Origin of the sequence: Herpetosiphon llansteffanensis (assembly GCF_003205875.1) — a bacterium.
In the GTDB taxonomy this organism is placed as follows: Bacteria; Chloroflexota; Chloroflexia; order Chloroflexales; family Herpetosiphonaceae; genus Herpetosiphon; species Herpetosiphon llansteffanensis.
Genome location: NZ_PUBZ01000077.1, coordinates 1 through 224, shown reverse-complemented (window position 1 = coordinate 224; position 224 = coordinate 1). Strand labels below are relative to the sequence as shown.

The 224-nt window shown below is 58.9% G+C and carries 1 rRNA gene; it reads right to left on the bottom strand.

The features are described 5' to 3' along the window. Positions 1-223: ribosomal RNA gene (locus C5S61_RS05110) — 23S ribosomal RNA — on the bottom strand; the annotation flags it as partial. Between the last annotated feature and the right edge of the window lies 1 nt (position 224).

Below are 224 nucleotides of genomic sequence, written 5' to 3'. Positions count from 1 at the left end.
CTTGAGATCCCTCGCGTAAGTGCCAGCAGTGTCGGGTACGGGACTCTCACCCGCTCTGGTTGGCCGTTCCAGGGCCATTCCCCTACCACTGGCATTGGTAACTTACTGACAGCAAGGACATGCTATCTTGGAGGTCTCGCAACCCGGCACACGCAACGCTGTCCTGCTTTGACACGTGCGCCGTTTAGGCTCTTCCCGGTTCGCTCGCCGCTACTTCGGGAATT